Origin of the sequence: Rhizobium sp. R711, assembly GCF_002211365.1 — a bacterium.
Lineage (GTDB): Bacteria > Pseudomonadota > Alphaproteobacteria > Rhizobiales > Rhizobiaceae > Rhizobium.
On record NZ_LOKZ01000010.1, the window covers coordinates 18,708 to 43,688 of the forward strand.

A 24,981-nucleotide genomic window follows, 5' to 3' on the forward strand; every position below is an offset into this window, starting at 1 on the left:
TGAAAGGAAGTCGTACCATGAAAGAAAGAGTAGCAAAGTTCAGTATCGGCGAAGTGGTTCGGCACAAGGTGTTTCCATTCCGTGGCGTCATCTTTGACGTCGATCCGGAATTCGCGAACACGGAAGAATGGTGGAACTCGATTCCCGCCGAAGTGCGCCCCAGCAAGGATCAGCCCTTCTATCATCTGCTGGCCGAGAATGATGAAAACGAATACGTTGCCTACGTGTCCGAACAGAACCTGGTCAACGACGAGAGCGGTGTTCCGCTCCGCAACGAGCAGGTCTACCAGATCTTCGATATGGCACCGACGGGGCAGTTCAAACCCAAGATGAGCTTCGCCCACTAACGTCCACTGCCGTCATTCAAAAACCCCGCTTCCGGCGGGGTTTTTCTTTGCCTGGATCACGCAACAAAAAACCCGGCGCAGGGCCGGGCTCTTCGAGAATTCCGATGGCTCGGAATTACTGGGCCTTGGCAGCCTTCTGGGCTTCTTCGAGCTTCTTGCGTGCTTCGTCAGCCTTCTTCTGCATACTGTCCTGCAGGCTCTTCTGGCTTTCGGCGAGCTTGGAAGCAGAAACCGGTTCGCCATCAAATGCGCCGGTGAAGCCTTCGAGCGAGATCTTGATCGGGTTCGGCGCGCGACGGAAGTTGATCGAGGTCAGAACCAGATCAGTGCCCTTTTTCAGGCTGGCGACCATGGCGTCGGTCAGCGGGATCTGGGCGACGCAACGGTCGGGCATGCACATCAGGTAGTCGATCTTCTGGGCCTTGCCGCCGTCAATCTGCAGCGCCACGCCTGGCGGGATCAGACGGGCCGGCGGCACCGAGACCTGAAGGCTCTTGTTGTTGATCTTGCCCGAGACACTGATGAGGCCAACGCCGGTGACGAGCTGGCCACCGCCTGCGAGAACGACGTTCTGGACGACGCACACGTCATTGTCTTCCTGCTTGCTGCAGGTCTTGTACCAGCCGAGACGTGGGGCGCCGGCAGCCGTGGCGGGAGCGTCGGCGGAGGCCGCCGCATCCTGCGCGAAGGACGACACGGGAGCTGCTGCAGCACCGAGCATCACTGCCAGAACGGACAGGGCCGCCCGCGTTTTGTTTTCAGCCTTGAACATCATAACGAATTCCGTCTCCTGAAATCCCTTAGGGACGACAACGTGCCATCCTCACCAACAGGGTTGTTCGCATTCCACCTCTTAAAACAATGAGGCAAATGCATGACCCCCCGACTTCGGGTTCCCCTGTTACATCGCGTCGCGTGAGATATCCAGTGTTTCTTTGACCTTTTCGGGGTCATCCGAAAGAATTCGGCGCGGATGGTGAACTGCGGTGGCTGCGTGATAGTCTTGCGCCGAATCGTGCCGTTCCCGGAAAGGACCTCAACGATGCTCCGGATCGTTCTCCCCGTCATTTTCACCTTGGTTGGCAGTGCAGCTCTCGCAGAGCCCGTGCATGGCATCGCGATGCATGGTGAGCCGGCCCTACCCGCCGATTTCAAGCACCTTCCCTATGTCAATCCCGATGTGAAAAAGGGCGGGAAGATCAGTTATGGCGTCGTCGGCACCTTCGATAGCCTCAATCCCTTCATCCTGAAAAGCATGCGCACGACGGCGCGCGGCATGTGGGACCCGGAATACGGAAACCTTGTCTTCGAGACACTGATGCTGCGCTCGCGCGACGAACCTTTCACGCTCTACGGGCTGCTGGCGGAATCCGTTGAATGGGACGAAGACCGGACCTTTATCGAGTTCAATCTCAACCCCGCTGCCAAATGGTCTGACGGTCAGCCGGTGACACCCGATGACGTGATTTTCACGCTCAATCTGCTCAAGGAGAAGGGCCGCGTTCCCTTCAGCACCCGGTTGAATGCCGTTGAGAAGATGGAGAAGGTCGGAGACCACGGCGTTCGCTTCACCTTCAACGACAAGGCCGATCGCGAATTCCCGCTGATTCTCGCCGGATCGACGCCGATCTTGCCGAAACATGCCATCGATCCGGAAACATTCGATCGTTCGTCGCTCACGCCTCCGGTGGGATCCGGCCCCTACAAGATCAAGTCCTTGAAGCCCGGCGAAAGCATCACGTTCGAGCGAGATCCCAACTACTGGGGCAAGGACATTCCGGCCAAGGTCGGCCTCGACAACTACGATCAGATATCGGTCCAGTATTTCCTGCAGGACACGACACTCTTCGAGGCCTTCAAGAAGGGTGACATTGACATCTACCCGGACGGCAGTCCCGTCCATTGGACAAGCGCCTACAACTTTCCTGCTGTCACATCAGGCAACGTCGTGAAGGACACGTTCGAACCGAAGCTGCCGAGCGGCATGTTTGGTTTCGTCTTTAATACTCGGCGACCGGTCTTCGCCAATGTGAAGCTTCGCGAGGGACTGTCGCTGATCTTCGATTTCGAATGGGCGAATAAGAACCTCTTCTCGAATGCCTATATCCGCACCCAGAGTTTCTGGCAGAACTCCGATCTGTCGAGCTTCGGGGTGCCGGCTGACGAACGCGAACTGAAGCTTCTAGGGTCGATCAAGGATCGAATCGATCCGGCGATTCTGGACGGAACCTACAAGCTTCCGGTGACGGACGGATCGGGCCGCGATCGCAATGTCCTGAAACAGGCGGCCGCGCTCCTCAAGGAAGCAGGTTATACGATCAAGAATGGCAAGATGAGCGACGCCAGCGGCCGGCCGCTTACTTTCGAGATCATGACTCAGAACACCGATCAGGAAAAACTTGCCGTTTCCTATCAGCGTTCACTGCAACTCCTTGGCATTGGCGCGACGATCCGCACGGTCGACGATTCACAATATCAGAGCCGTACGAACAGCTTCGACTACGACGTCATCGTGAAGTCCTACACGTCATCTCTGTCTCCCGGCATCGAACAGTTGGGACGATGGTCTTCCGGCGCCAAGGAGCGCGAAGGCACTGACAACTTCGCCGGCGTTGCCGATCCCGACGTCGATACGCTGATCCAGCACATCCTTACGGCACGCTCGGCCGAAGACTTTACGGCAGCGGTGCGTTCTCATGATCGCATGCTGTTGTCGGGGCACTATGTCCTGCCGCTTTACCACGTTGATCAGCAATGGGTTGCCCGTAGCAAGCGCATCGGTCATCCAGACACCGTCCCGCTCTACGGCTATCAGTTGCCGGCGTGGTGGGATCAGAGCGTGCAATAGGAAGTTCCTTTTTCCTGCCTGGTTGAAGTCGCCCGCCGCAGGGCCTAGATGGCGGGAAGGTTTCGATTTCAGGAAGAAAAAAGGAAAAGCCCATGGAACGCATTACCATCGACGTTGTCTCTGACGTCGTCTGCCCGTGGTGCTATCTCGGCAAGGCGCGGCTTGAGCTTGCGATCGCTGAAGTTCAGGACGAGGTCGGTGTGGACATCAACTGGCGCCCGTACCGCCTCAACCCCGATTACCCGCCTGATGGCGTCGACCAGAAGAAGGCGCTGGAGCAGAAGCTCGGCGGTCCCGAGCGCGTCGCTCAGGGGCACAAGATGCTGAGTGAGCTTGGTCGTGAGGTCGGCATCAACTTCAACTTCGACGCGATCAAGATCGGTCCGAATACGCTGGATGCCCATCGCCTGATCCACTGGGCGATGGTCGAGGATCGCGAGAAGCAGGACCTTGTCGTCAATGCCCTGTTCAAGGCGAATTTCGAGGAAGGCCGCAATGTCGGTGACCATGCCGTTCTGCTCGATATCGCGGAGAAGGCTGGCATGAACCGTGCCGTCGTCTCCTCCCTGCTGGCGTCCGACGCCGACAAGGACCTCGTAATCGCTGAGATCGAGGCCGCGCAGAAGATGGGAGTGAACGGTGTCCCCTTCTTCATCTTCGATCAGCAGTACGCCGTCAGCGGCGCGCAGACGCCTGATGTGTTGGCGGGCGCGCTTCGAGACATCGCCAAGGCGAAGGCGGAAGCGCGCGCCGGCATGAATTGAGCGTCGTTACACCTTCGCCATTTCCGCAAGTTGCGTCATGATAACGGCTGCGCCCTGCAGCCGCTTTTCCGGCGTTGGCAGGTCGCGTGTGAGGAACACGCTCTGGTCCGGCCGGATCTTCGCCATGGTCCCCTGTTTGGCGATATAGCCAACCAAGTTAGCGGGGTTCGGAAACTCCTTGTTGCGGAACTGGATGACGATGCCTTTCGGGCCTGCATCAAGCTTCTCCACGTTGGCGACGCGGCAAAGCGATTTCACGTACACGATCTTCAGGAGGTGCTGGACCTCGATCGGCATCGGGCCGAAGCGATCGATCATTTCGGCGCCGAAGGCATCGATTTCCTTCAATTCCGTGATCTCGCCGAGGCGGCGATAGAGTGCCATACGCAGGTGCAAATCAGGCACATAACCATCTGGAATCATAACTGACGTGCCGACCGAGATCTGCGGCGACCAGCCGGTATCCTGGATCTCATCGACGCCCTTCACCTCGGCAACCGCCTCTTCGAGCATCTGCTGGTAAAGTTCGAAACCGACTTCCTTGATATGGCCGGACTGCTCTTCGCCGAGCAGGTTTCCTGCGCCGCGGATGTCGAGGTCGTGGCTGGCAAGCTGGAATCCGGCGCCGAGCGTGTCGAGCGATTGCAACACCTTGAGACGGCGCTCGGCCGTCGCCGTCAGGACCTTGTTGACGGGCAACGTGAACAGCGCAAAGGCTCGCACCTTCGAACGTCCGACGCGGCCACGCAGCTGATAGAGCTGCGCCAGACCGAACATGTCGGCGCGGTGCACGATCAGCGTATTGGCCGTCGGCACGTCCAGCCCCGATTCCACGATGGTCGTCGACAGCAGTACGTCATAACGGCCCTCGTAGAAGGCATTCATAATGTCCTCAAGCTCGCCGGCCGGCATCTGGCCGTGCGCGACCGCGACCTTCAGTTCTGGTACGTCCGACCGCAGGAAGGCATGCACGTCTTCGAGATCGGCAAGCCGCGGGCAGACATAGAAACTCTGGCCGCCACGATAATGCTCGCGCATCAGTGTTTCGCGGATGACGAGCGAATCGAATGGCGAAATGAAGGTGCGAACCGCCATGCGGTCGACCGGCGGCGTCGTGATCAACGACAACTCGCGCACCCCTGTCATCGCCAGCTGCAGCGTGCGCGGGATCGGCGTCGCCGAGAGTGTCAGGACGTGGACGTCGCTTTTCAGCTCCTTCAGGCGCTCCTTGTGCTTGACGCCGAAATGCTGCTCTTCGTCGATGATCAGCAGTCCGAGATTGGCAAACTTGATCCCGGCGCCAAGAAGCGCATGGGTGCCGACGACAATATCCGTCTTGCCGTCTGCCACTTCCTTCTTCGTCAATGCTAGGTCCTTCGAGCCGACGAGGCGTGAGGCCTGCTGGATGCGCACAGGCAAGCCGCGGAAGCGTTCGGAGAAGGTCTTGAAGTGTTGGCGCGCCAGCAAGGTGGTCGGCACGACGACAGCAACCTGAATGCCGTTCATCGCCGCAACGAAAGCAGCACGAAGCGCCACTTCCGTCTTGCCGAAGCCGACATCGCCGCAAACGAGGCGATCCATCGGCCTGCCCGCTCCAAGGTCGGAGCGCACAGCCTCGATGGCATTATCCTGATCCTCTGTCTCGTCGTAAGGGAAGCGGGCGGCGAACTCGTCGTAAAGCCCTTCCGGCGTCGTCAGCACAGGCGCATGACGCGTCAGGCGTTCGGCGGCGATGCGGATCAGTGCATCCGCCATATCGAGCAGCCGCTTCTTGAGTTTGGCCTTGCGCATCTGCCATGCGCCGCCGCCGAGCTTGTCGAGCTGCGTTTCCGTCCCCTCGCCGCCATAGCGCGACAGGAGATCGATGTTCTCGACCGGCAGGAAGAGCTTCGCCTCGTCTGCGTATTGCAGTTCAAGGCAGGCATGCGGTGCACCGGCCGCTTCGATGGTTCGCAGGCCTACAAATCGGCCGATACCATGCTGTGCGTGGACGACGACCGAACCCTCGTCGAGCCCGGCAACCTCGGAGATGAAATCGGCAGCGCGCTTGCGCCGCTTCGAACGCCGCACCATACGGTCGCCGAGAATGTCCTGTTCGCCGATAACGACGAGATTGCCGACTTCAAATCCCGATTCGAGACTGAGCACGCCGGCCGCCGCCTCGCCCTTGGCAAGGCCGTCGATCTCCTTCAGCGCACCGACCGGCTTCACGCGCTCGAGCCCGTGTTCGTTCAGCACCTGCAACAGACGCTCCAGTGAGCCTTCCGTCCAGGCAGTAATCAGCACCTTCGCGCCAGAGGAGCGCTTGTCGGCAATGTGCTTTACGACAGCGTCGAACACATTGATGCGCTCGGCATTGCCGCCACCCTCGGCATTCGAGCGCGCCCAGCGCTCGCCTTGGCGAGCGTCTAGATTGATCACGCGCCGCGCCTCTCCCTCGTGTTCGTTGAAGGGGGAAATGCGCATCGCATTGAAAGCATCGAGCGTGTTGGCGAAAGTCTTTCCGTCCAAATAGAGCTGGCCGGGCGTCACCGGCTTGTAGGGCGTTCCCTGCGCCATCTGCCCCTTGGCGGGCTGCCCGGAATTTAGGCGTGCGTCATAGTAGTCGAAGACGAGTTTGGAGCGTTCCTCAGCGGCCTGGCGCACAGTATGATCGGTGACCATCCGGAAGCCTCTGAGATAGTCGAACACCGTCTCTAGCTTCTCGTAGAAGAGCGGCAGCCAATGCTCCATGCCAGGATAGCGCCGCCCCTCCGATATGGCGAGATAGAGTGCATCGTCGCGAGTCGCCGCGCCAAACGAGGAGAGGTAATTCTTCCGGAAGCGGCTGATCGTATCGGGCGTCAGCGTCACTTCGCTCATCGGGTTCAGGTCGAGAGAGCGGACCTGCCCTGTTGTGCGCTGGCTTGCCGGATCGAAGCTGCGGATGCTTTCCAGCGTGTCGCCGAAGAAATCGAGGCGAACGGGTTCCTCGGAACCCGGCACGAAGACGTCGAGAATGCCGCCGCGCACAGCATATTCGCCGACCTCGCGAACCGTTGCGACGCGGTCGAAGCCGTTGCGTTCCAGGCGCCCGGCAATATCGTCCATCCGCACGGTGTTCCCGGGACGGGCCGAGAAGGCAAGGCTTTCGATAATCTCTTGAGGAGCGACTTTCTGCAGCATCGCATTGACGGTCACCAGCACGATCGCCGCGTGTGGTTTCTTGTGATGCGCGATCAGACCGCCCAGCGCCGCGAGACGGCGCGCCGACGTGTCGGCGCTCGGCGAAACGCGGTCGTAAGGGAGACAGTCCCAGGCCGGCAAGGTGAGGACCGGGATCTCGGGCGCAACGAAGCCGAGCATCTGCTCGAGGTCCACCATCCTCTGGCCATCGGAAAGCACATAGGCGACTGGCTCTCCTGCCCTTGCCAGATCGGCCAGCAACAGAGCCTCCATACCTGTCGGCACGTTGCCGATTGTCAGCGGCTCGGCGACGGCTGACAGCTTCCTTGCGTCAAAACCTGAGGTCATTAGGCATTCCTGGGCAGGGCGTCGGCTGGATATTCGAAATCGGGCTTATAAGCGGTAAGGCGTGCAAACATTGGCGTCTGGAAACGCTCGGGTACCGGCCATGTTCCCATGATCCAGCGTACAAGATCGTTGTCCTCTTCGGCCATGATGGTTTCGAACTCGTCGAGTTCGGCCTCCGACAGGGTGGCGATCTCCTTTTCGGCGAACTGCCCGAAGACCAGATCCATTTCGCGGATACCGCGATGCCAGCAGCGAAAGAGGATTCGGCGGCGGCGCGGATCAAGATCGGCGCTCGAGAGTGACACACCCGTCATGGCTTTACCTTCCTGTTGATGCGCCTCTATAGACCCTCGAAAGCGGCTTGTCAGCCTTGCCAAGGCCGCATTGTTCATCGCATTTTGCCGCCATGCGCCCAGCCATTCTCGATCCGCTGTTTTCGCCAGTTTCCGCTCTGCCCGGTGTCGGTCCAAAGATCGCCGAGCTGCTGGTGAAGCTGCTGGGGCGCGAAGCGCCTGACGATACGCGCGTCGTTGATCTGCTGTTTCATGCGCCGCATTCTTTGATCGATCGTCGAAACCAGCCGGGTATCGCCCGCGCGCCGCAAGGCGCCATCGTGACTGTCACAGCACGCGTCGATCGCCATCAGGCGCCGCCGCGGGGCAAAAGCAACGTTCCCTATCGGGTCATGCTGCACGACGAGACCGGTGAACTGACGCTTGTCTTCTTTCGCGGCCAGGCGGCATGGCTGGAAAAGCAGCTGCCATTGGACGAGGAGGTAACCGTCAGCGGCAAGATTGACTGGTTCAATGGCCGCGCCTCAATGGTTCACCCTGATTACATCGTGAAGGCCAGCGAAGCCGAGAACCTGCCCCTCGTCGAGCCGATCTACCCGCTCACAGCAGGCCTTTCGCCGAAGACACTGCGCAAGATCATCGAAGCGGCACTGCCGCGCACGCCGGAACTGCCGGAATGGATCGACCTGGCCCTCGCGCAGAAACAGGGCCTACCCTCGGTGGCAGACGCTTTCCACGGGTTGCACGAGCCACATGATCCCTCGGATATTGATGCGCAAGCCCCTGCTCGCCGCCGCCTTGCCTACGACGAATTCCTGGCCGGCCAGCTATCCCTAAGCCTGGTGCGCCAGCGACTGCGCAAGGTTGCCGGCCAGCCTGTTCATCCGACCGGAAAGATCAGCGCCCAGATCCTGCAGGCTCTGCCGTTCTCGCCGACCAACAGCCAGAGTACCGCGATTGCCGATATCCTGAAGGACATGGCCGGCGAAGACCGCATGCTGCGTCTGCTGCAAGGTGACGTCGGCTCCGGCAAAACGCTGGTCGCGCTGATGGCAATGGCGGCGATCATCGAAAGCGGCGGCCAGGCCGTTCTCATGGCCCCAACGGAAATTCTAGCCCGTCAACACCACGCGACGATCTCCAAATTTGCCGCTTCCGCGGGCCTCGGAATCGAGGTTCTTACCGGCCGCACCAAGGGTCGTGAACGCGAAGACATCCTCGAAAGGATCGCATCCGGAGAGGCGCAGATCATCATCGGTACCCATGCCCTCTTCCAGGATAGCGTCAACTACCGCAACCTCATGCTGGCCGTTGTCGACGAGCAGCATCGCTTCGGAGTCCACCAGCGCCTCCGGCTGACGGCGAAAGGCATCACGCCCCACATGCTCGTCATGACGGCCACTCCCATCCCGCGAACGCTCGTGCTTGCCGCCTTCGGCGACATGGACGTCTCCAAGCTGACGGAGAAGCCCGCCGGCAGGAAACCGATACAGACGATTACTATCCCAGCTGAACGTACCGGCGAGATCGTCGGGCGTCTCAAGAGCGCGCTGGCGGAAGGCAAGAAGGCCTACTGGATCTGCCCGCTCGTCGAGGAGAGTGAGGAGAGCGATCTAATGTCTGTCGAGGAGCGCCATGCAACGCTCGTCTCGTCTCTCGGTCCCGGCATCGGCCTGATCCACGGCCGTATGAGCGGCCCGGAAAAGGACGCCGTGATGATGGCGTTCAAGAACGGCGAAATCCGCCTTTTGGTCGCAACAACAGTTGTGGAAGTCGGCGTCGATGTTCCTGATGCAACGATCATGGTGATCGAGCATGCGGAGCGCTTCGGCTTGGCGCAGCTGCATCAGCTTCGCGGACGCGTGGGGCGCGGTGACGAGGCTTCGACCTGTATTCTGCTCTACAAGGGGCCTCTTGGCGAAACAGCTCATGCCCGTCTCTCGATCATGCGTGAAACCGAAGACGGCTTCCGTATCGCGGAGGAAGACCTGAAGCTGCGCGGCGAAGGCGAGTTGCTCGGCACGCGCCAGTCGGGAACCCCAGGCTTTCGCATCGCGAGCCTTGAGGCACATGCCGATCTGCTGGAAATCGCCCGCCGCGATGCGGCCTATCTGATCGAGCGCGATCCGGAACTTACCAGCGAGCGCGGCAAGGCCGTACGTACCCTGCTCTACCTATTCCGTCGTGATGAGGCGATCCGCTTCCTGCACGCAGGGTGAAGCCGAGCCCGGCCTCACAGCGTCCGGAACATTACGAAAGCGTCAACGTAGCCTTTTGTCGGGTGCTCGAAGGCGCCGGGCAAGCGCCCGACCGTCTCAAAGCCCAACGATTGCCAGAGGCGAACTGCGCGTTCGTTGGCGCTGACAACGAAATTGAACTGCATCGCCCGGAAACCACGCTCGCGGGCTCGGACGAGCGAGTGCTCGTGCATCTGTCGCGCCACGCCCGTGCCGGTCGCCGCCGCCGCGGTCATGTAGCCGCAATTGCAAACATGCGCACCACCACCCGCCTGGTTGGCGCGGAGATAATAGGTGCCGAGAATCTCGCCACTCTCGTCTTCGGCGACGAAGGTCTCTTTGTCCGGCCCCAGCCAGTAAGCGAGGGCATCGGTCTCGCTCATGTCGCGATCGAGCGTATAGGTCTCCCCGGCTCGGATCGTCGGCTCGATCATGGTCCAGATAGAGGAACGGTCTTCGGCGGTGGCGGGTCTGATCAGCATTGCGTATGTCATCCTTCAACCCATCGCACGGCAACACGGCGGAACAAACAGACCTAATGCCGCTGCGGGGCGAGCCGGTATGGAAGTTACATCTCGATGGGCGCCGGCAGCGGCTTGCGTGTCCGCTCCTGTTTTGTCATCCGCCCGGCAAGCTCTTCTGGCGTGACCAGGCCGCCGGAGATCAGGAGCTTTGCAGCGTCCTCCGGTGACATATCGAGCGGAACGATCTTTTCGCGCGGCGTGAAGATCAAGAAACCTGCCGTCGGCACCGGTGTCGGCGGCAGGAATACGCAAACCATGTCCTCGCCCATCGCCTTGAACTTCGTTGCAATCTCGCCTTTTGCATCCGTCGAGATGAAGACGAGCGCCCAGAGGCCGGGGCTGGGATATTCGATGAGGCCGACCTTCTTGAAGGAGTTTGTCTTGTCCTTCAGCACCGTCTCGAAAATCTGCTTCACGCTCTGATAGATGCTGCGCACCAGCGGCACGCGCCGCACCAGCGATTCGCTGAACTGCACGATACTCTGGCCGATGAGGTTCTTACCGAGGAAGCCGATAAGGGTGATCGCGACAAGCGCGATCAACAGGCCCGAGCCTGGCACTGCAAAATTGAGGTAATTATCCGGGTCATAGCGAGCCGGGAGGTAGGGCTTGACCCAGCTATCCGCCCACCGCACGACCGACCATGTCAGCCACAGGGTAATAGCGACCGGCGCACAAATAATCAGCCCCGCCAGAAAGTCGTTCCTGAGACGAGTGGCTATCGGCAGTCGGGGCAGTTTTTCCTTCATCGCGTGCTGATAACTCCGTTGAGCAGGCCGGCTATCGGAAATCAGCTCCCCCATGCTTTCCTTGCTGAAAGCTGCCAGAAATTACCAAGGCGCACAAGTCTTCTGGGGGCGAACAAGCGGTCACTCCACCGTGACCGACTTGGCCAGATTGCGCGGCTGGTCGACGTCCGTGCCCATGAAAACGGCCGTGTGATAGGCTAGCAGTTGGATCGGCAGTGAGAAGACCATCGGCGCGATGATCTCGTTGACATCAGGCAGCACGATCGTCGCCATCGTCGGCAGCTTCGATGCAGCCGCACCCGCCTCGTCGGTAATGAAGATGATGCGCCCGCCACGCGCGGCAACTTCCTGCATGTTCGACACGGTCTTGTCGAAGAAGCGGTCAAACGGCGCGATCACGATAACAGGCATGTTTTCGTCGATGAGCGCAATCGGCCCATGCTTGAGTTCACCTGCGGCGTAACCCTCGGCATGGATATAGGAGATTTCCTTGAGCTTCAGCGCCCCTTCCATGGCAAGCGGGAAGCTCGTGCCACGGCCGAGATAGAGGACGTCGCGGCATTTCGAAAGCTCGCGCGACAAGCTCTCCATCTGCGGTTGGATGAGGTTCAGCACGCGGCTCATGATACGCGGCATTTCAGCGAGATGGCGGACCAGTTCCCTTTCTTGCTCCGCGCTGATGCTTCCCCTTGCCTTGCCGGCGCCGAGCGCCAGCGATGCCAGGACGGCCAACTGGCAGGTGAAGGCCTTGGTGGAGGCAACGCCGATTTCCGGACCTGCCATGATCGGGAAAACGGCATCCGACTCGCGGGCGATGGTCGATTCCTTCACGTTGACCACCGCACCGATCTTCAGCCCGTTCTCCTTGCAGTAACGGAGCGATGCCAGCGTGTCGGCCGTCTCGCCTGACTGCGAGATGAAGAGCGCGGCCTGCGAGGGCGACAGCGGCATCTCGCGATAACGAAATTCGGACGCGACGTCGATCTCGACCGGTAAACGCGCGTAGCGCTCGAACCAGTATTTGCCGACGAGACCTGCGAGATAGGCGGTTCCGCATGCCGAGATCGCCAGGCTGGTGGTGGCCTTGAAATCGATCGCCTTGATGCTGTCGCTTATCGTGTTGCTGGCGAAGTCGACGTACTGGCTGAGGGCATGCGAGATGACCTCAGGCTGCTCGTAGATTTCCTTCTCCATGAAGTGGCGGTGATTGCCCTTGTCGACCACATAGGCAGTCGTCTGTGATATCTGCCGCGGGCGCTTCACCTCGTTGCCGGAGAAGTCGAGGATTGTCGCGCCGTCTCGTGTAAGTACGGCCCAATCGCCATCGACCAAGTAGGTGACCTCATTGGTGAAGGGCGAAAGCGCGATCGCATCCGAGCCGAGGAACATTTCGCCCGAGCCGTAGCCCACGGCAAGCGGCGGGCCGGATCGTGCAGCCATGATCGTGCCGGGGTCGTTCTGGAGCATGATCGCAAGCGCATAGGCGCCGGTTACCCGATTCAGCATCTTGAGCATCGCCGCGCGAGGCTCAAGGCCGTCACGGAGATACTTCGCCATGAGGTGGGCGACGACTTCGGTGTCTGTCTGAGTCTCAAAGACGGCACCTTCGGCGGTCAACTCGTCACGCAACTCGGAGAAGTTCTCGATGATGCCGTTATGGACGACGGCCACGCCCTCGACGAAATGGGGGTGTGCGTTGATCTCGTTGGGAACGCCATGCGTAGCCCAGCGGGTGTGTGCGATACCGATCGTTCCCGGCAGTGGGTCGCTATCGAGGCGCTTTTCGAGATTGAAGAGCTTCCCCTCGGCACGACGACGCGCCATCTCGCCGTTATGTATGGTGGCAACACCAGCTGAGTCGTAGCCGCGGTACTCGAGCCGCTTCAGCGCATCAACGAGACGTCCCGCAACCGGGCTGCTTCCAACGATTCCAACAATACCGCACATAAAAGTCCCCAAAGCCTTCCATATTAGAGGCCACTCGTAACGATTCTGTCTGTTTTCTCAATGGCCTCGGCGGTCACTTTCGGTTTCCGCGCGTTACGCGGAAGCCTATGCATTGGCCTTCTTTGCAGCCTTGATCGCCAGCGCGCGCGCGCGAAGCACGGAGGCCCTACCCGGCTTCAGCTCTTGGCGCGCCCGGCCCAGGGCGAGCGCATCGGCGGGAACATCGGCGGTGATGACGCTACCGGCGGCCACGTAAGCGTTGTCGCCGATGCTGACCGGCGCCACGAGCGAGGAGCTTGATCCGATGAAGGTGTTCGCCCCAATCAGCGTTTCGTGCTTGTTGACGCCGTCGTAGTTGCAGGTGATCGTACCGGCACCGATATTCGCCCCGGCTCCGACCTTGGCGTCGCCTATATAGGTGAGATGATTGACCTTGGCGCCCTCGCCGATCGTCCCGTTCTTGACTTCGCAGAAGTTGCCGACCTTCGAGCCCTTGGCAAGATCGGCTCCCGGACGCAAGCGGGCGAATGGGCCAACGATTGCGCCGGCGCTGACATGTGCGCCTTCAATATGTGAGAAAGCATGAATAATCGCGCCGCTGTCGATCGTCGCACCCGGACCGAACACTACGTTCGGCTCGATCAGCGCGTCCTGCGCGATCGCAGTATCATAGGAAAGGAACACGGTCTCCGGTGCAATCATCGTCACGCCTGAAATCATCATCTCGTCGCGTCGGCGCTCCTGCCAGAGCCGCTCGATCATGGCGAGCTCCGCGCGATTGTTGCAGCCGGTCATTTCGATTTCAGGTGCGTCGACAGCCGTGACGCGGCCGCCGACGGAACGGGCAATTTCCACGAGGTCAGTCAGGTAGTATTCACCTTTGGCATTGGCATTGCCGATGCGGGATAGGAGATCGAGCGCCTTGCGGCCGTTGATCGCCATCAGGCCGCTGTTGCACCAGTTCACCGCACGCTCGGCATCCGTGGCCTCCCGTTCCTCGCGGATGGCGATTAGTTCGCCGTCCTTCACGAGCAAGCGGCCGTAACCCGTCGGCTTGTCGGTGTGGAAACCGATGACAACGACATCACTGCCGTCGGCAAGGCCCTGCCGTGCAGCCTTGAGTGGCCCTTCGGTCTGCAACGGAACATCGCCGTAGGTCACGATGATGTCGTCATATCCGCGGGCAATGGCGTCGCGTGCTGCCAGGACCGCGTGACCGGTGCCGAGTCGCTCCTTCTGCAGATAGGTTTCGATTTTGACGCTTCCGACTTGGGCGGCCTTCGCCACGTCGTCGGCATCGCGCCCAACGACGAGCGCTACAGATGAAGTATCGCTTTTTGCCACGGCATCCACGACATGAGCGATCATTGGGCGGTTCGCGACGGCGTGCAGCACTTTCGATTTCGACGACTTCATTCGCGTGCTGTCACCCGCAGCGAGAATGATAGCGAGACAAGTGCGTTCCATAATGCGCTCCGAGAATCCATTGTATGCAGCTTTCGCTGCCTCATAGCAGCAAGACAAGTGCGGAACAAAGATCAAAAATGGATCAGGCGGATGCCTTGGTCATCGCCGCATAGGCATCGCGGACGTGATCGCGGCCGTCGACGATCACGAGTTCCATGGCCTTACGGGCGCCATCGACATCGCCGGCGACGATCGCCTCGACAATGCGCATGTGGGTGTCCGCGATGCCCGAGAAACCGTTCTGCGAGGGGGGGGTACTGATACGGAACATGCCGACCAGCGCGGCTTCTATCAGGCTTCCCAGCGTTCGCATGAACGGGTTGTGAGAGGCGTCGGCAACGGCGAGGTGGAAATGGAGGTCGGCGAGAGCTAGGCTGTCGCTGGTGTGCCCCGGCGCGGCCATCTCCGTTGCAAGTTCACGCAGATGTTCAATGTCTTCCTTGCTCGCCCGCTCTGCGACGAGGCCAGCAGCAAACGGCTCGAAAGCTAGCCGGATGTCGTAAAGTTGCAGCAGGAATTCTTCCGTCACGCCACTATCGAAATGCCAGGCTATAATCTCGCTATCGAACATGTTCCAGAGGTTTTTCTCTGTGACGCGCGTCCCGACACGGGCCTTGGCGACGATCATGCCTTTTGCAGCGAGCGTCTTCATCGTTTCCCGAAGGACGGTGCGTGAGACCTTGAAGCGCTGCGCAAGTTCGGCGTCTCCCGGCAGAATGCTTCCCACAGGATAGGTTCCGGCAACAATTGCCCTGCCGAGCTCATCCACGACCTGTGCGTGGCTCGTTCGCGATTTGCGCGCTGTCTTTCCGGTCTCAAGCAATCTGTTACGCAACGAATACCTCCCCGTTCAGGCATACCTCTTATTCATACTGGAAAGGAAGAGAATAACCTTCTGCATTAGAATGAATGCAAAAAGCAAAAGGCCAATCAAGATCTTCGTCCACCAGCTCGACAGCGTCCCGTCGAAGGTGATGTAGGTCTGAATGAGGCCCTGTATCAGGATACCGATGAAGGTACCTGCCACGAATCCCGCCCCCCCGGTCAACAGCGTCCCCCCGATGACGACTGCCGCGATCGCATCCAGTTCGACGCCGACTGCTGCCAGAGAATAACCGGCCGACGTATAGAGCGAAAAAACGATTCCGGATAGGCCGGCGAGAAAGCCGGATAATGCATAGATCTGGATCGTGGTACGGCCCACCGGAACGCCCATGAGTTGCGCCGTTTGCGACCCGCCGCCGAGCGCGTAGACATTCGTGCCGAAGCGCGTGCGATGCGCCAGGAATATCCCCACCGCAAAGACGACAAGCATGATGCCGCCGATCAGCGTCAGCCGCCCGCCACCCGGCATCTTGTAATAGAGGCCTGTCAGCGTGGTGTAGTAGTCATGATTGATAGGGATGCTGTCGATCGACAACACGAACGCCATACCGCGTGCCAGGAACATGCCCGCAAGCGTCACGATGAAAGCCGGCATTTCGAGATAGTGAATGATCGCGCCCATTGCTGCGCCGAAGGCGGTCGTGATGATCAGCACTAGCACAAACGCAACGAGCGGGTGGATTGTAGTGTTCTGCAGGATGACCGCGAGGAAGACGCCGGTGAACGCGATGATCGAGCCGATCGATAGATCAATCCCGCCCGAAATGATCACAAACGTCATGCCGACCGCGGCGATGCCGAGAAAGGCATTGTCGGTCAATAGGTTGCCAATCACGCGGGTGGACAGGATGTTCGGATACTGCAGGGTGCAGATCGCGTAGGAGAGAACGAAGATGACGACCGTTGCCAGCAGCGGCAGATATTTCGAGTTCATTGAATCTGCCCTTCCCTGACGCTGCTCGATCGCCGGCTGAGAATTACCGCCGCCGATTGAACCGCCGGCGACTGAATGACAAGGATCACGATGACAATCACCGCCTTGATGATAAGGTTGAATTCCGGCGGAAATCCTGAGAGCAGAATGCCGGTGTTCACAGCCTGAATAATCATAGCTCCGATCAACGATCCCAGGATGCTGAAGCGTCCGCCCAGCAGCGAGTTGCCACCGACGACGACCGCCAAGATCGCATCGAGCTCCAGCCAGAGACCGGCATTGTTCGCATCCGCGCCCTTGATATCGGCCGCGACGATGATCCCGGCAATGGAAGCGCAAAGGCTGCTCAACATATAAACGGCCATCAGCAGTACCGGCGTCCGTACGCCAGAAAGCATGCTGGCACGTCGATTGATGCCGGTCGCTTCGATCAGCATGCCAAGCGCCGTGCGCCTCACAAGCAGGATCACCAGCGCGGCCATGACCAGCCATATGATCACTGGCATGGGCAGGAATGCGAAGGAGCCGCTGCCGAGCGCGATCAACCCTTCATCATTGAACGTCATGATGACCCCCTCCGTGATGAGCTGCGCGATCCCGCGTCCGGCCACCATCAGCACGAGCGTCGCGATGATCGGCTGGATATTCAGCACGGCCACCAGCAGTCCGTTCCATACGCCGCAAAGGAGCCCGACCCCGACCGTTACCAACAGCGTCATCGCAAGCGAATGACCGGACACGATGGATGAGGCTGCAACCGCCCCGCAGATCGCGATCACAGCGCCGACCGACAGGTCGATCCCTTTGGTCGCAATTACCAGCGTCATGCCGATTGCCAGCAAGGCGACTGGCGCACCGCGGTTCAGCACATCTATCAGGCTGCCGTAAAACCGACCATTCTGAACAACAACATTAAAAAACTGCGGAAACATCATGAAATTCAATAGGAGAATGACTGCCAGAGCGATGAGTTGTGGCGCTAGGCGGATCAGCAGTGCATTGAGCGACGACTTCATGCGTCCTCCGTCTTCTTCTGGGCGGCGGCGATGGCATCGACGATGCTAGCGGTGCTGAGATTGTCACCCGTCAGTTCCGCGACGTGCTCGCGATCGCGAAGGACCAAAATACGTGAGCTATAGGCGATAAGCTCTTCTAATTCCGAAGAAATAACGATCAGCGACATACCCTTCGCGCAGAGATCTTCGATCAGGCGAATGATCTCGGCATGGGCACCGACGTCGATGCCGCGGGTTGGCTCATCCAGGATCAGGAAGTCCGGATTCGTAGCAAGCCAGCGCGCCAGGATTGCTTTCTGCTGATTGCCGCCGGACAGCAGACGGATCGGCTTCTCCCTGTCCGTCGTGCGGATGTCGAGAGCACTGATGTAGCGGTCGGCCAGAGCGTTTTGATCGGCACGAGAGATCGGGCGGGCCCAGCCCCTGCGTGCCTGCAGCGCCAGCGCAATGTTCTCGCGAATCGAGAGGTCGCCGATAATCCCGTCAGTCTTGCGATCTTCCGGACAGAAGCCGAAGCCATTGCGGATCGCGGCGCGCGGGTTCGACAGCGTCACCTTCTTGTCATCGACTTTTACCGTTCCGCTGTCAGCCTGCTCGATTCCAAAAAGCAACTCGGCAGTCTCCGTGCGGCCTGACCCGAGCAACCCCGCGACGCCCACCACTTCGCCGACACGGACGTCGAGATCGAACGGCTTCACCTTGCCGCGCTTGCCGTAGCCTTCAAACCTGTATCTGACCGGGCCAGCGTTAACAGTGTGTGCCCGCGCCGTGGCCTCGGCATTCGCTAATTCGTGCCCGAGCATCATGGAGATGAGGTTCTGGCGAGACAGCTCCGACGTTTCGCGGGTGCCGACCAGCCTGCCATTTCGGAGCACCGTGATGCGATCACTGACTTCGTATACCTGTTCCAGAAAATGAGTAATAAAGACAATGCCAAGGCCGCGTTCTTTCAAGTTACGCATGATGCGAAAGAGCATCGCGACTTCCTGGGTATCAAGACTTGCAGTCGGCTCGTCGAGGATAAGAACTTTGCCGGACAAATCCACGGCTCGCGCGATTGCTACCACCTGCTGCACGGCGACCGAAAACCGATCGAGTTGCGCGGTGACGTCAACGTCTATGCCGTACTGATCGAGCAGTGCCCGCGCCTGCCGGTTCATCGCACGTACATCGATCATGCCGAGCCGTTTCGGCTGGCGACCGAGATATAGGTTTTCGGCGACGCTGAGATTGGGCAGGAGATTGACCTCCTGGTACACAGTGCCGATGCCGAGCTTCTGGGCAGCAAGTGTATCGGACGGATTGATCTCAGTGCCGTCAAGCGCGAGCCGACCCTGGTCGCGGTGATAGGCGCCCGTGATGCATTTGATAAGCGTGGATTTTCCCGCGCCGTTTTCGCCCAGAAGCGCATGCACCTCGCCCTTGCGCAGCGCGAAATCGACCTTGTCGAGCGCAATGGCGCCCGGGAAGAATTTCGATATCCCGGAAGCGGTTAGAACAGTCTCGTAATCTTGAAACATGAAGGCGGCTTTTCCTGATATGAACCGACACTGCCGCGCTGTGGACGGATATGAAGTCCCAACTGGCATTCGGTAGGTCCGCACCGGCCCAAGATGGGCCGGTGCGGTTCTAGCCTCAAAAATCAGTAGCCGAGGTTCTTCTTCGACTCGTAGACCTTCATCGGATCGTCAGCGGGCGTGTAGAGCTTCGATTCCGTCTGGATCCACTTCGCCGGAGCCTTCTTGTCCTTCAGGTATGCGTCGAGCACGTCGAACGCGGGACCTGCCATGTTCGGCGTCAGTTCCACGGTCGCGTTCGCCTCGCCGGCGGCCATGGCCTTGAAGATATCGGGCACGGCATCGATCGAGACAACCAGGATATCCTTGCCCGGCTTCAGACCGGCTTCCTTGATCGCCTGGATGCCGCCCACGGCCATGTCGTCGTTGTGAGCATAAAGCGCACAGATATCCTTGCCACCGTTTTCTGCCTTCAGGAAGCTTTCCATGACTTCCTTGCCCTTGGTGCGGGTGAAGTCACCGGTTTGGCTGCGAACGATCTTGAAGTTTGCCTTGCCTGCAATGGCTTCCTCGAAGCCCTTCTTGCGGGCGATAGCCGGCGAAGAACCGGTCGTACCCTGAAGCTCGACAATGTTGCAAGGCTTGTCGCCGACAGTCTTTACCAGCCAGTCGCCAGCAACCTTGCCTTCGTGAACCTGATCCGAGGTAACGGCGGTCAGGTAGAGGTCTTCAGGCGCCTTGATCGTCCGGTCAAGCAGGATAACCGGGATCTCGGCTTCCTTCGCTTCCTTCAGAACCGCGTCCCAGCCGGTCTCCACGACCGGAGCCAGGAAGATGGCGTTGACGCCCTGGGCGATGAAGGAGCGGATCGCCTTGATCTGGTTTTCCTGCTTCTGCTGCGCGTCAGCAAACTTCAGGTCCACACCCCGCTTCTTGGCCTGTTCCTTCGTGACGGTGGTTTCGGCAGCACGCCAGCCGGATTCCGAGCCGATTTGCGAAAAGCCGACAACAAGTTCAGCAGCCGATGCAGAGCCGAACATGCAGGCAGCCAAGATCGTGGCACCCAAGAGTGCAGTCTTCAATTTCATAATTTCCTCCCAAAGCCGCCTCCACGCGGCACAGGAGGAAAAAATCATATAGTATTACTTTTGTAAATGCACTTTCTGGTATGCAGCGCAACAAAAAAGGCGCTCGAAACGAGCGCCTTTTCGCATGTGCTAACAATTTGCCGAAATCACTTCGGCAACTTGTCGTCGACGCCCTCGACGTAGAAGTTCATGCCGAGCAGCGTGGCGTCGTCAGCCTTCTCGCCAGCCTTCAGCCAAGGCGTGCCATCCTGCTTGTTGATCGGGCCGGTGAAGGGATGCAATTCGCCGGACTTGATCTTGGCTTCGGTTTCCTGGGCCATCTTTTTCACGTCATCAGGCATGTTGGTGTAGTCGGCCATCTTGAGGATACCATCCTTCAAGCCGTCCCAGCTCTGCTCGGACTTCCAGGTGCCATCGAGGAGAGCGTGAACGCGCTTGGAGTAGTAGTTGCCCCAGGTGTCGACGATTGCCGTCAGCTGAGCCTTCGGGCCGGCTGCGATCATATCCGAGGCCTGGCCAAATGCATGAATGCCGCGTTCCTCGGCGACCTGCATCGGAGCAGTCGTATCCGTGTGCTGCGTCAGCACATCGACGCCCTGGTCGACCATGGCCTTCGCGGCATCGGCTTCCTTGCCCGGGTCGAACCAGGTGTTCACCCAGATCACCTTCAGCTTGAAGTCGGGATCGATGGAGCGAGCGCCCTGCTCGAAGGCGTTGATGCCCATCACGACTTCCGGGATCGGGAAGGATGCGATGTAGGCGGCGCCATGGTTCTTCGAGGTCTTTGCTGCGATCTGGCCGAGGATGTAGCGGCCTTCGTAGAAGCGCGAGTTGTAGGTGGCAAGGTTCGGGCCTGACTTATAGCCGGTGCCGTGTTCGAACTTCACGTTCGGGAACTTGGCGGCGACCTTCACGGTGGCGTCCATGAAGCCGAAGGAGGTCGTAAAGATCAGCTTGCAGCCCGAACGCGCCAGACGCTCGATCGCACGTTCGGCGTCGGGGCCTTCCGGCACGTTTTCGAGGTAAGGCGTATCGATCTTGTCGCCGAACTCCTTCTGGATCTGCTGGCGGCCAAGATCGTGAGCCTGCGAATAGCCGCCGTCCGTGTGCGATCCGACGTAGACGAAGCAGACCTTGGTCTTGTCTGCAGCCTGCGCGGCGGAACCGACGCTCAGGACCGCAGCAGCCGATGCGGCAAATGCGAGTGCGAGTTTTTTCATGATAACCCCTGTTGGTTTGGAATTTCCGGAAGCGCGTTTCATTCTTCTGTTTAGCGCTCCGGCACGAATGCTTTTCCCAGCGACGCGGGCGTGTTGATCAACGTCGTGCGTCGATTATGAGAAATGATGACAAGAACCACAATAGTGGCAGCATAGGGGAGCATCGACAGAAACTGGGCTGGAATTCCAACCCCGAAAGCCTGTGCGTGAAGCTGCAGGATTGTGACTGCGCCGAACAGATAGCCACCCGCAAAAACCCTCCATGGACGCCAGGATGCGAAGACGACGAGGGCGAGCGTGATCCAGCCGCGGCCGGAAGACATGTTCTCCACCCATTGCGGCGTATAGACGAGGGAAAGTTGTGCGCCCGCCAAACCGGCACAGGCGCCACCGAACATAACGGCGAGGTAGCGCGTGCGGATGACGCTGATGCCAAGGGCATGGGCCGAGCTGTGACTGTCGCCGATGGCGCGCAGCTTCAGGCCGGTGCGGCTGCGGAACAGGAACCAACTGACGCCGAACAGCAGTGCAAGCGACAGATAGAAGGTCAGGTCCTGATGGAACAGCACAGAACCGACGAGCGGAATGTTGGAAAGGTACGGAATGACGATCGGCGCGAGGCGGACGCCGGGCACACCCACATAGCCCTCACCCAACATTCCTGAAACGCCAAGTCCTAGGATGGTCAGTGCCAAACCCGTCGCCACCTGATTGGCAACCAGCGTCAGAGTCAGAAAGCCGAACAGCAGCGAAAACAACGCGCCGGCGACAATTCCGCCAAGCAGCCCGATATAAGGAGAGCCCGAAATCTGCGCGCTCGCGAAGGCCGCGACGGCCCCCATGATCATCATGCCTTCGACGCCGAGGTTGAGAACACCCGAGCGCTCGGCGACGAGCTCGCCCAGCGCGGCAATGACTAGAGGCGTGGAGGCTGTAATGACCGTCAGTAGAATGGCTTCGAAGATGCTCACACGACACCTCCCCTTACCCGCGACCAGACGACGCGGATCTTGTAATAAATGAGGGTGTCACAGGAGAGCACGAAAAAGAGCAGCAGGCCCTGGAAGACGCGCGTCACCTTGTCGGATACGCCAAGCGATAGCTGCGCAGCCTCGCCGCCGAGATAGGTCAAAGCCAGCACGAGACCGGACGCAATGATGCCGAGCGGGTTGAGACGTCCGAGAAACGCGACGATGATTGCCGTGAAGCCATAGCCGGGGGAAATCGCGGGCTGCAAATGTCCGATCGATCCAGATACTTCGGAGATACCGGCAAGTCCGGCAAGCCCCCCCGAAAACAGGAAGCTGAACCAGATCATTTTCTTCGACGAAAAGCCGGCGAACCGCCCTGCCCGCTCGGACTGGCCGAGCACGACGATCTCAAAGCCCCTCAGCGTGTATTTCAGCATGAACCAGACGAGCAACGCAGCGACGATCGCAAAGACGAAGGCCCAGTGCGCCCGGCCAGATTCTTCCCAGATCGCCGGCAGCGTGGCTTCCGGTGGAAATGGCACGCTTTCGGGAAAGTTGAAGCCCTGCGGATTACGCCAGGCGCCGCGGATCAGCCAATCGAGGAAAAGCTGTGCGATGTAGACGAGCATCAGGCTCGTCAGGATTTCGTTGGTATTGAAATGCGCCTTCAGCAGCGCCGGAATTGCCGCAAACAGAGCGCCGCCGATGGCGCCCATGATAAGCATCAGGGGCAGCACGGCAGGTGAATGCCACTCCGTGAATACGATTGGCAGAATAGAGCCGGTGATCGCGCCGATCGTAAACTGTCCTTCGGCGCCGATATTCCAATTGTTGGAGCGGTAACAGACCGCCAGCCCGACGCCGATCATGATCAGTGGTGCCGCCTTGACGGCAAGTTCGTGCAGCGACCACACTTCAAGCAAGGGTTCGAGGAAAAAGGCGTCGAGGGCTTCGACCGGGTTTTTGCCAAGAATGGCAAACATGATCGCGCCGGCAATCAGCGTCAGCAGCAATGCCAACAGCGGCGATACGAAGCCGTAGAGTTTGGATGACTGCGGCCGCTTTTCGAGTTCAATGCGCATTGGCCGCCTCCGAGGTGGTCTTGCTCTCGTGCAGGCCGCCCATCAAGAGGCCAATCTTTTCCCGAGACAGTTCTCCTGCCGGGAAGGGTTGCGAAAGCCGCCCCTCAGAAATCACGGCAATCTCCGTGGCGACTTCGAATATTTCATCAAGGTCCTGGCTGATAACGACGACCGCCGAGCCGTTCCGCGCCAGATCCACAAGCGCCTGGCGAATGCGGCTGGCCGCTCCTGCATCGACGCCCCAGGTTGGTTGATTGACGACGAGAACTGCCGGCTGGCGGTCGAGTTCGCGGCCAACGATGAACTTCTGTAGGTTTCCGCCGGAAAGCGAGCCTGCCGCCGGATCCTCGCCGCTCTTGCGCACGTCCATCGCATCGGCGATCCGCTTCGTTGCGGTCTTGACGGCGCCACGGCGAATGACGTTGAGAAAACCGCCGGCGAGGAAGGCCCTGCGGTCGGATTGGCTGCGCGCCAGGACGAGATTGTCCGAGAGCTTCATCGTCGAGACGGCGGCGTGGCCATGACGCTCTTCTGGCACGAAACCGGCGCCAAGCAGACGCCGCGCCGTGATGCCTTGGGTGCCCACGGCCTTCTTGCGGATCGTGATCGCATCCGGTGAACTCACAGGATACTCTCCTGAGAGCGCATCGAAGAGTTCGCCCTGGCCGTTGCCGGCAACGCCCGCGATCGCCAGAATCTCGCCGGAACGAACGGTCACGGACACGTCCTTCAAGGGCATGGCGAAGGGCGTGCGTGCGGCGACGGAAAGATTGGCGACGGAAAGTTGCACCTCGCCCTTGTTGCCGCGATCGGGATGCGTAACGGTCGCAACGTCGCTTCCGACCATCATCCGGGCGAGAGAAGCCGGCGTCTCCTGACGTGGATCGCAGGCGCCTGTGACCCTGCCATTGCGCAACACGGTCGCGCGATCGCAGATGCGCTGAACTTCCTCGAGCCGATGGCTGATGTAGAGGACCGATTTGCCCTCCGCCTTCAATTTGAAGAGCGTTTCGAAAAGCTTGTCTGCCTCCTGCGGTGTCAGCACCGAAGTTGGCTCGTCAAGAATGATGAGCTTGGGGTTTTGCAGCAGTGCGCGCACGATCTCGATACGCTGGCGTTCGCCGACGGAAAGATCGGCAACGTGGGCATGCGGGTCGAGCGGCAGGCCATAAGCGCGTGAGAGCGCCCTTGCTTCTTCCGCAATTCTGCCGATCGGGATGCTGTCATCAAGCGAAAGCGCGATGTTTTCAGCGACGGTCAGCGCCTCGAAGAGCGAGAAATGCTGGAAGACCATGCCGATGCCGAGCTTGCGGGCGTCGCCTGGCGAGCCGATTGCGACCGGCCGGCCTTCCCATAGAATATTGCCCTCGGTCGGCTCAAGGACGCCGAACAGCATCTTGACGAGCGTCGATTTGCCAGCGCCGTTTTCACCAAGGAGGGCATGGATTTCGCCGGGGGCGATATCGAGATCGATATGGTTGCAGGCGGCAAAGCTGCCGAAGAGTTTCGTCAGTTGCTGGACCGACAACAACGCGCCGGGACCCGGCACATCAGATAACGACACGTTCCCCTCATTTCC

Annotated in this window: 20 protein-coding genes; 4 read left to right on the forward strand and 16 right to left on the reverse strand. The window is 59.7% G+C overall.

All coding sequences use genetic code 11. From position 1 onward, the window contains the following. Positions 1 to 17 precede the first annotated feature (17 nt). On the forward strand, positions 18 to 347 hold the full coding sequence (gene hspQ / locus ATY80_RS12515; RefSeq protein ID WP_016553964.1) for a heat shock protein HspQ: 330 nt from the start codon (positions 18 to 20) through the stop codon (positions 345 to 347). 115 nt (positions 348 to 462) lie between these two features. On the opposite strand, the gene ATY80_RS12520 is transcribed toward hspQ, so the two are convergent. Continuing rightward, complete coding sequence (locus tag ATY80_RS12520; RefSeq protein WP_088692743.1) at positions 463 to 1,122, reverse strand: invasion associated locus B family protein; 660 nt, start codon at positions 1,120 to 1,122, stop codon at positions 463 to 465. Between the two features lie 267 nt (positions 1,123 to 1,389). On the opposite strand from ATY80_RS12520, the gene ATY80_RS12525 reads away from it, so the two are divergent. Continuing rightward, a complete protein-coding gene (locus ATY80_RS12525; RefSeq protein ID WP_088692744.1) occupies positions 1,390 to 3,195 on the forward strand; it encodes an extracellular solute-binding protein in 1,806 nt (601 codons plus the stop codon). A 92-nt stretch (positions 3,196 to 3,287) separates the two neighbouring features. Next, positions 3,288 to 3,959 carry a DsbA family oxidoreductase gene (locus ATY80_RS12530; protein WP_088692745.1) on the forward strand — a complete coding sequence of 224 codons (672 nt, stop codon included), beginning with the start codon at positions 3,288 to 3,290 and terminating at the stop codon, positions 3,957 to 3,959. A gap of 6 nt (positions 3,960 to 3,965) precedes the next feature. On the opposite strand, the gene mfd is transcribed toward ATY80_RS12530, so the two are convergent. Together mfd and ATY80_RS12540 are read right to left on the reverse strand one after the other, a co-directional pair. Continuing rightward, positions 3,966 to 7,472: a transcription-repair coupling factor gene (mfd, locus tag ATY80_RS12535; RefSeq protein ID WP_088692746.1), complete on the reverse strand. Its 3,507-nt coding sequence runs from the start codon at positions 7,470 to 7,472 to the stop codon at positions 3,966 to 3,968. Continuing rightward, entirely contained in the window at positions 7,472 to 7,786 is a 315-nt protein-coding gene (locus ATY80_RS12540; RefSeq protein ID WP_088692747.1) for a succinate dehydrogenase assembly factor 2, read from the reverse strand. Before ATY80_RS12540 ends, mfd begins: the two co-directional genes overlap by 1 nt. Before the next feature lie 92 nt (positions 7,787 to 7,878). Here ATY80_RS12540 and recG point away from each other — a divergent pair, with 92 nt between their 5' ends. After that, positions 7,879 to 9,984, forward strand: a complete 2,106-nt coding sequence (gene recG / locus ATY80_RS12545) for an ATP-dependent DNA helicase RecG (RefSeq protein ID WP_088692748.1) — start codon at positions 7,879 to 7,881, stop codon at positions 9,982 to 9,984. A gap of 14 nt (positions 9,985 to 9,998) precedes the next feature. Here recG and ATY80_RS12550 read toward each other — a convergent pair whose 3' ends face one another. From ATY80_RS12550 to ATY80_RS12610, 13 genes are all read right to left on the reverse strand, one after another. Next, on the reverse strand, positions 9,999 to 10,484 hold the full coding sequence (locus ATY80_RS12550; protein WP_088692749.1) for a GNAT family N-acetyltransferase: 486 nt from the start codon (positions 10,482 to 10,484) through the stop codon (positions 9,999 to 10,001). 86 nt (positions 10,485 to 10,570) lie between these two features. After that, positions 10,571 to 11,275, reverse strand: a complete 705-nt coding sequence (locus ATY80_RS12555) for a DUF502 domain-containing protein (RefSeq protein WP_088692750.1) — start codon at positions 11,273 to 11,275, stop codon at positions 10,571 to 10,573. A gap of 120 nt (positions 11,276 to 11,395) precedes the next feature. Beyond that, on the reverse strand, positions 11,396 to 13,222 hold the full coding sequence (gene glmS, locus ATY80_RS12560) for a glutamine--fructose-6-phosphate transaminase (isomerizing) (protein WP_088692751.1): 1,827 nt from the start codon (positions 13,220 to 13,222) through the stop codon (positions 11,396 to 11,398). 105 nt (positions 13,223 to 13,327) lie between these two features. After that, positions 13,328 to 14,689 carry a bifunctional UDP-N-acetylglucosamine diphosphorylase/glucosamine-1-phosphate N-acetyltransferase GlmU gene (gene glmU / locus ATY80_RS12565; RefSeq protein ID WP_088692752.1) on the reverse strand — a complete coding sequence of 454 codons (1,362 nt, stop codon included), beginning with the start codon at positions 14,687 to 14,689 and terminating at the stop codon, positions 13,328 to 13,330. An 82-nt stretch (positions 14,690 to 14,771) separates the two neighbouring features. Then, positions 14,772 to 15,524, reverse strand: coding sequence for a FadR/GntR family transcriptional regulator (locus ATY80_RS12570; RefSeq protein ID WP_088692753.1), 753 nt, complete (start codon positions 15,522 to 15,524; stop codon positions 14,772 to 14,774). Between the two features lie 15 nt (positions 15,525 to 15,539). Further along, positions 15,540 to 16,508: a galactofuranose ABC transporter, permease protein YjfF gene (gene yjfF / locus ATY80_RS12575; protein ID WP_088692754.1), complete on the reverse strand. Its 969-nt coding sequence runs from the start codon at positions 16,506 to 16,508 to the stop codon at positions 15,540 to 15,542. Continuing rightward, the gene (locus ATY80_RS12580) at positions 16,505 to 17,524 is read right to left on the reverse strand and encodes an ABC transporter permease (protein ID WP_088692755.1); all 1,020 of its coding nucleotides are present in this window, start codon (positions 17,522 to 17,524) and stop codon (positions 16,505 to 16,507) included. The genes yjfF and ATY80_RS12580 overlap by 4 nt, the downstream gene beginning before the upstream one ends. After that, the gene (ytfR, locus tag ATY80_RS12585; protein WP_088692756.1) at positions 17,521 to 19,044 is read right to left on the reverse strand and encodes a galactofuranose ABC transporter, ATP-binding protein YtfR; all 1,524 of its coding nucleotides are present in this window, start codon (positions 19,042 to 19,044) and stop codon (positions 17,521 to 17,523) included. Before ytfR ends, ATY80_RS12580 begins: the two co-directional genes overlap by 4 nt. Positions 19,045 to 19,166: 122 nt before the next feature. After that, positions 19,167 to 20,129 (reverse strand): galactofuranose ABC transporter, galactofuranose-binding protein YtfQ, encoded by a 963-nt coding sequence (gene ytfQ / locus ATY80_RS12590; protein WP_088692757.1) that lies wholly within the window; start codon positions 20,127 to 20,129, stop codon positions 19,167 to 19,169. A 146-nt stretch (positions 20,130 to 20,275) separates the two neighbouring features. After that, on the reverse strand, positions 20,276 to 21,349 hold the full coding sequence (locus tag ATY80_RS12595) for a BMP family ABC transporter substrate-binding protein (RefSeq protein WP_088692758.1): 1,074 nt from the start codon (positions 21,347 to 21,349) through the stop codon (positions 20,276 to 20,278). Between the two features lie 50 nt (positions 21,350 to 21,399). After that, positions 21,400 to 22,320, reverse strand: a complete 921-nt coding sequence (locus tag ATY80_RS12600; RefSeq protein WP_088692759.1) for an ABC transporter permease — start codon at positions 22,318 to 22,320, stop codon at positions 21,400 to 21,402. Next, positions 22,317 to 23,402: an ABC transporter permease gene (locus ATY80_RS12605; protein WP_088692760.1), complete on the reverse strand. Its 1,086-nt coding sequence runs from the start codon at positions 23,400 to 23,402 to the stop codon at positions 22,317 to 22,319. Before ATY80_RS12605 ends, ATY80_RS12600 begins: the two co-directional genes overlap by 4 nt. Continuing rightward, positions 23,392 to 24,966, reverse strand: coding sequence for an ABC transporter ATP-binding protein (locus ATY80_RS12610; protein WP_088692761.1), 1,575 nt, complete (start codon positions 24,964 to 24,966; stop codon positions 23,392 to 23,394). The genes ATY80_RS12605 and ATY80_RS12610 overlap by 11 nt, the downstream gene beginning before the upstream one ends. Between the last annotated feature and the right edge of the window lie 15 nt (positions 24,967 to 24,981).